5 protein-coding genes are annotated in these 6,496 nt (G+C 52.0%); 4 read left to right on the top strand and 1 reads right to left on the bottom strand.

Features of this window, described 5'->3' with window-relative positions:
- Positions 1 to 1,053: nicotinate-nucleotide--dimethylbenzimidazole phosphoribosyltransferase (cobT, locus tag LBQ00_08510; GenBank protein MDR2018888.1), on the bottom strand; the 1,053-nt coding region annotated here is incomplete at its 3' end.
- Positions 1,054 to 1,774: 721 nt separating this feature from the next.
- Here cobT and LBQ00_08505 point away from each other — a divergent pair.
- The 4 genes from LBQ00_08505 to LBQ00_08490 all read left to right on the top strand — a co-directional run bounded on the left by LBQ00_08505 (position 1,775) and on the right by LBQ00_08490 (position 6,238).
- Entirely contained in the window at positions 1,775 to 2,017 is a 243-nt protein-coding gene (locus tag LBQ00_08505) for a hypothetical protein (GenBank protein ID MDR2018887.1), read from the top strand.
- A gap of 394 nt (positions 2,018 to 2,411) precedes the next feature.
- Positions 2,412 to 3,413 (top strand): FAD binding domain-containing protein, encoded by a 1,002-nt coding sequence (locus LBQ00_08500; GenBank protein ID MDR2018886.1) that lies wholly within the window; start codon positions 2,412 to 2,414, stop codon positions 3,411 to 3,413.
- A complete protein-coding gene (locus tag LBQ00_08495) occupies positions 3,410 to 3,895 on the top strand; it encodes a (2Fe-2S)-binding protein (GenBank protein MDR2018885.1) in 486 nt (161 codons plus the stop codon). Before LBQ00_08500 ends, LBQ00_08495 begins: the two co-directional genes overlap by 4 nt.
- A 6-nt stretch (positions 3,896 to 3,901) precedes the next feature.
- Positions 3,902 to 6,238: a xanthine dehydrogenase family protein molybdopterin-binding subunit gene (locus LBQ00_08490; protein ID MDR2018884.1), complete on the top strand. Its 2,337-nt coding sequence runs from the start codon at positions 3,902 to 3,904 to the stop codon at positions 6,236 to 6,238.
- Positions 6,239 to 6,496: the final 258 nt, after the last annotated feature.

Genomic DNA, 6,496 nt, shown 5'->3' with positions numbered 1-6,496 from the left:
AATTGCCTTTGATACCCCTGCCTCTTTGAATGTGGTCATTTCCTTATATATCTTAAGTCCTGCTTCAATGAGGATCATGGCTAGGGCAGCTCCTGTGCCCTCCCCGAGCCGTAAGCCCAGGTCAAGGATCGGGGCAAGCCCCATGGTTTCAAGCATAATTCGGTGACCTTGTTCGACCGAATTGTGGGCCGCGAATATGTAATCTTTTACTGCAGGCTCTATGATATAAGCGATCAGAGCTCCCGCTGTGGAGATGAGGCCGTCCACGACCACAGGTACACGGTGTGACGCGGCACCGAGAATCAACCCCGCTATTCCTCCTATCTCCGTTCCTCCTACCTTGGAAAGCACATCAATACCATCCTTAGGGTCCGGTCTATTGAAGCGGATTCCCGCCTCGATAACCGCAATCTTTTTCGCCAAACCTTCATCAGTAATACCAGTGCCCCGTCCGGTCACTTCTCTGGGAATTCTCCCGGTAACAACCGCCGCGATGGCACTCGACGGCGTGGTGTTGCCTATGCCCATATCACCGGTCCCCATAATCATGTAGCCCTTTGATGCGTATATACCCGCAAGCTCTATCCCGGCCTCAATGCACTGCACTGTTTCTTCGCTGGTCATGGCCGGCCCCTTAACGAAGTTTCGGGTCCCTCTCATGATCTTTCTGTCGACCAGACCGGGAACCCCGCCGAAGTCGTAATCAACCCCCATGTCGACTACCACCACATCCGATCCCGCATGCCTTGCCAGAACATTGATGCCAGCCCCGCCATTAAGGAAATTACGGACCATCTCTGGTGTCACTTCCTTCGGGAATGCGGAGACGCCTTCCTCAACCACGCCGTGGTCTCCCGCAAAGGTAAATATTACCTTTTTATCAAGGACCGGCATCTCGTGCCTAGCTATTCCCACCAACCTCCTGACAAATTCCTCAAGTCTCCCCAGGCTGTCCTGCGGTTTTGTGAGACTGTCAAGGCGCGCTTGGGCAATGACGGCCCATTTTTCCTCCACCGGTTTTATCTTCTTCACTGCATTTTTTAATAATTCCATTTCTCCCCCCCTTTTTTTTTGAGCGCATGATCATGCCGCGTCTACCGTACATGTCCAAGTCTTCTTCGGACACGAGCTTTTTTCCGTTGTCAGCCCCGAAGACCGCCTCTCTTTCAGACGCTCACACCCCATAAACAAAAAATCCTCAAGGCAAAGATACCCTGAGGGTTGCGCCCTGGTTTGACTTTATCCTCTTCTTCCACGGGGAATCGGCCGCTCCGCTCCCACACGGAACGCGAACTCTTTTTCGGGCAAAGTCTTCTAACGCCCGGTTCATTCTTGCTCGCCAGCCTTCCCAAATCAAGTTCAGCAGCTATCTTGGTTTTCGTCCCGGTTAAAGCGGCGGGACCGCCCCTATTACGTCCATGACCGTCACCGGGTTCCTTTATTGCGCCCTAAAGCGCCCAAAACTCCTCTTCTTATACTGCCCCTCCGAACATGTGTCAAGCCTCTTGTTTTCGCCCTTTAGCGCTTGACTTTTTACTGAGATACGACCGGAAGCATTAGAACATTAGGGCCCAGCACATCAGAAGTCTCCGCCAAATGCCAGGCTCCACTCCATCCGGAACTATTTTAAAGCGGATTCCGGAAAATTTTGCCGGGAGACAAGACGATGTGCACATCAGTTGTATATTTTTGAATATGTTGTTCAAAGTGACGCGCATGATGACAGTATAGTATTTTCATGTCCGAATACTTCAATGCGGAGGCCGTTAAATCTATGACTGAAGGTGGGACCGGCGAGCTTGCGCTATCCAATCTCTTCCGTGAAGACGAGTTCCTTTTGCGTTATGCGACAAAAGACTTCGTGTGGTTCAGTGACAGGAAATATGATTGCGGAAGGATATTTCTGCGAATGGCCGACGGTGTGCCGGGAAGAACCGACGACATGTTTATTTTCGGCGGGCGAACAATCTCCCTCGTGACAGTTGAAAACTTCAGCTACACCAGCGTTTTCGAATGAATACCAGTTGGTTCATTCCCACGCAGGGGCCGAAAAAGGATGGCCATACAAGGAGAGCGGCGCGACATCGACTATTTCCTGCGACCACATATAATGCAATAAGCAGTTGACCGACAGCATGTCTATAATATAAGGTTACATAAAGATTACGGCTAATATAGATCTGGCCGCACCCGGGGACCTTGCCGAGGCTCAGAGGAAAGGCAAAGAGACCTACGGACCGGTTGAACGACGAATGTATTGATCAGGAATCGGACAGGCAGGTTCATCTTGGGTCCGGTATTGTCCTGAAAACCACAGATGTCCGTGGAGACAGGGCATAAATACCTCTCATATGCGCTTTCCGGCGAAGCACCTTTGTCTTGGTTGGTTATTATGATATAGGAGGGTCTTAATGAGATTACCTTATTTCTATTACCGGGAACCGATAACCATTGAAGAGGCTTTCTCGATCATGGAAGAACATCATGGCGGCGCACGGGTGTTGGCGGGGGGCACCGACCTTATACCGCTCATGAAATACGGCCTCGAAACTCCTTCCATCATCGTAAGCCTAAGGAATCTTACCGACTTCAAGGGAATTGAAGCCGGTGACAAGGAGGTATTTGTGGGGGCCATGACATCCCTGGCAGACCTATCGTCATCCTCGGTCATCAGGAGTAATTTTCCGGCCCTCCATGAAGCGGTGGGCTCCGTGGGTGCGCCGCCCCTCCGTAATGTTGCTACCGTTGGCGGCAACATCCGTCAAAACAGCCGTTGCCTATACTACAACCAGTCGAAGACATGGCGGCTCGAAAAACCTCCGTGCCGCAAGGCCGGAGGGGATGTCTGCCACGCTGTTCCCAAGGGAAAGAAATGTTTCAGCGTCTATTGCGGTGATCTCGCTCCCGCGCTGATTGCCCTCGGCGGCAGCGTGGTTGTTAAAGCAAAGAATCGAGAGAGGATCATTCCGCTTTGGGATATCTTCACCGGCGATGGTCTTACACCCTTTGCCCTGGCAGGCGACGAGCTTATTGCCGGCGTAACCCTTCCCATCCCCGGTAAAGAGAGCGGTTCAAGTTACGTGAAGATGCGCGTGAGACCTGCTGTCGATTATCCCCTTGTTTCGGCGGCTGCCTCCGTCGCCCTTGATGGGGAAGGGCGAATTACAAAAACTGACCTTGTCCTCGGAGCGGCAGGGCCGAAACCCGTCGTCGTCGAAGCCGGCCAATTCTTAGCAGGAAAGACGATTGATACGGTCAGCTTCGATGCCCTCAATGAATTGTTGCACAAAGGTACGCAAATGGCGAATAATCTTGTTCTTTCAGGATCTTATAGAAGGAAAATGCTGCCTGTGGTGGCTGGAAAAGCCATCCGTGCAGCCATCCGGTCAATTACGGGAAAGGAGAACGCATGAAGAAAGTACCGAAGCAGCTAATCTCGTTGAGAGTAAATGGGACCGATTATGAGCTGGCCGTCAGTCCTAACCGGACGCTTCTTGAAGTCTTGAGGGAGGACCTCATGCTGAAAGGGGTCAAGGAGGGCTGTGACGACGGATCGTGCGGTACTTGCACCATACTACTGGACGGGGCTCCCGTAAGATCATGTCTCTATCTGGCGGTGGAGGCAACAGGGAAGGAATTGACCACTATTGAAGGGTTGGCGGAAGGGGACCGACTGCATCCAATTCAGCAGGCTTTTGTCGATCACGGGGCCATTCAGTGCGGGTATTGCACCCCAGGTATGATACTCACGGCAAAGGCCCTGCTCGACAGGAATCCTGCCCCAACGGACCAGGACATCAAAATAGCGATCTCAGGTAATTTTTGCAGGTGTACCGGATACAACAAGATTGTCACGGCGATAAAGATGGCAGGTCAAAGCGCTGTAAGGAGGTAAATAGCCATGGATAATTTCTCGTATATAGGCAAGTCGGTACCGAGAAAGGATGGACCTCTTAAAGCTACAGGCAAGGCAGAGTATACCGTAGATGTAACGTTGCCGGGAATGCTCGTCGGGAAAGTCCTGAGAAGTCCTTACCCTCATGCGCGGATTCTGAATATAGATACAAGCAAAGCGGAACGGCTGCCGGGCGTCAAGGCAGTGGTTACTGCGGCGGATTCCCTTAAGATCAAGCACGGGTTCGTAGAGACCCCTCGCTATCCTGCAGACCAGTATCCGATCGCTGTAGACATGGTGCGTCATGTCGGTGAGGATATAGCAGGAGTCGCGGCTGTTGACGAGGACACGGCAGAAGAAGCTCTATCCCTGATAGAAGTTGAGTATGAGCCGCTTCCCGCGGTCTTCAATCCAGAGGAGGCCATGAAACCGGATGCCCCCCTGATCCACCCGAACAACCCGAAGGTCAACGATCCATACCACAATATAGGCGGCAAGACCGCAACCTCATGGGGTGACATCGAAAAGGCATTCCGTGACTCTTACCTCGTCCGTGAGGACAAGTACTATTGCCAGATACGGACACACGGCTACATGGAACCGCAGGCCACAGTGACGCATTTTGACCATTCTGGAAAATTGAACGTATGGACGTCAAGCATGGGGGTCTTTATCAAGAGAGCGAAACTGGCAAGAACGCTGGGGCTTCCATATAGCAACGTGAGGGTTTTGAAAACCTATGTAGGCGGCGCCTTCGGGGGCAAAATTGACCTGTTCCACCATGAATACATAAGCTCCCTTCTCTCTATGAAATGTCATCTGCCTGTCAGGATCGTATACAGCCGAGAGGAAGTCTTCAAGGCTTCACGCCACGCACAGCCTCTGATTATTCAGATAAAGACCGGTGTAACAAAGGATGGTTTGATCCTCGGGCAGGAGATCCGTACGATCAATGACAGTGGCGCATATCACGGAAGCGGAGTTGTTGTGATCTTTTTGGCGTGGGGGTTCGCCATGGCGCCTTACCGGGTGCCTAACATGAAATATGAAGGCTATTCGATCTATACGAACAACCTTGTGCGCGCCCCTCAAAGAGGACACGGAGCGCCGAAGATGAGGTTCGCCGCAGAGTCCCAGTTTGACATGATTGCCGAAGAGCTGGGCATGGACCCGATAGAGTTCCGCCTGCGGAATGCCCGCAGACCGGGCGAGACATTGCCAAACGGAGACTCCGTAAAGAACTTTGGATTGACAGAGTGCATTGTAAAAGCGGCCGACCGGACGGACTTCAGGAACAAACACGAGGCGGCGAGAAAGAGCCGTAAGACGGATTCAAAGATAAAACGCGGCATAGGGATCGGCACAACGGCCTATTTTGGCGGTTCCCTCATCTATCCGAACAGTTCATCCATCATCGTGAAACTGAACGATGATGCCAGCGTCTCTCTCATGACCGGCGCCGTGGATGTCGGGCAAGGCTGCGAGACCGTTCTTTGTCAGATCGTGGCGGAAGAGCTTGGCGTACCTATCGAAGAAGTACAGGTCTATGCAGCCGATACCGAGACCACCCCTATCGACATCGGGTCGTGGATAAGCGGACTCACGTACGTGACGGGCAATGCGGCCAAAAAAGCCGCTCAGCAGGCCATGAACAAGCTCTTTGCCATTGCCGGAGAGGAGCTTGGGGTGGACGTGCAAGATCTGGTGGCCCGAAACAAGGAGATATTCTTACGCGAATCTCCTGACAGAAAGATATCATATGCCCGGGCAATTGCCATAAGCATTGCAAAGAAAAAGGGTGACCCCGTAATAGGCGAGGGTCATTTCCGAACAATGAAGGACGAGCCGATCCACCCGAGCCTTGCTAACGCCAAAGGCCGGTGGACCGAAAACTACTCCAATTACGCCCAGGTTGCAGAAGTGGAAGTGGATACGGAGACAGGCGCGGTGAAGATTCTTAAGATCACGACCGCCCACGACTGCGGATTCCCTTTTAATCCTGCATTGGTGGAAGGTCAGATCGACGGACAGGTTTCCATGGGACAGGGGCACATTCTGACAGAAGAGGTCAGGGTAGAGGACGGATGTGTAATAAACCCCTCTTTTCTGGAGTATAAGATTCCCTGTGCGCTGGACATGGTGGAGACGGAATATCTTGATGTCATCACCGAGGAGTATAAGAAGGATCGCCCTTACAATACCAAGGAGGCGGGGGAAGGTTACGTGTCGGGGACCGTCGCGGCCGTTGCCAATGCAATATACTCCGCCACAGGGGTACGGGCGAACAGAACGCCGATTCATCCGCAGGACATATTGGAGGCCCTGGAAAAATACCGGGCATAGGGACGAAATGATCTGACATCAAGCCTCAAAGCCCGTACAAGCCCCCACATCGCGCAGGTTTGCAGCCGAGCAGGCAAAAATATGAAGAATAGGCCATGTCACTCTTGGAAGTATACGGCTGATACTGTCCAATAAGATGTTTGAAGAGGATAAGCAAAAATCATATCAAAAGCATTATCAGGCGCTTTTCACATAACTTCAGCACGATCACTTAAAATCAGGCGCAAGTTCTTTTGTTTATAGTATTTGTCTATGGGT

Source organism: Syntrophobacterales bacterium, from assembly GCA_031274925.1.
In the GTDB taxonomy this organism is placed as follows: Bacteria; Desulfobacterota; Syntrophorhabdia; order Syntrophorhabdales; family Syntrophorhabdaceae; genus PNOM01.
Note: the sequence above shows the minus strand (reverse complement) of the source record. Positions and strands in the feature narration are given on the sequence as shown.

What these genes read in the sequence shown, in the direction of transcription:
- LBQ00_08505 (MDR2018887.1), top strand. Translation starts at nt 1,775, where the DNA reads ATGACTGAAGGTGGGACCGGCGAGCTTGCGCTATCCAATCTCTTCCGT.
- LBQ00_08500 (MDR2018886.1), top strand. Translation starts at nt 2,412, where the DNA reads ATGAGATTACCTTATTTCTATTACCGGGAACCGATAACCATTGAAGAG.
- LBQ00_08495 (MDR2018885.1), top strand. Translation starts at nt 3,410, where the DNA reads ATGAAGAAAGTACCGAAGCAGCTAATCTCGTTGAGAGTAAATGGGACC.
- LBQ00_08490 (MDR2018884.1), top strand. Translation starts at nt 3,902, where the DNA reads ATGGATAATTTCTCGTATATAGGCAAGTCGGTACCGAGAAAGGATGGA.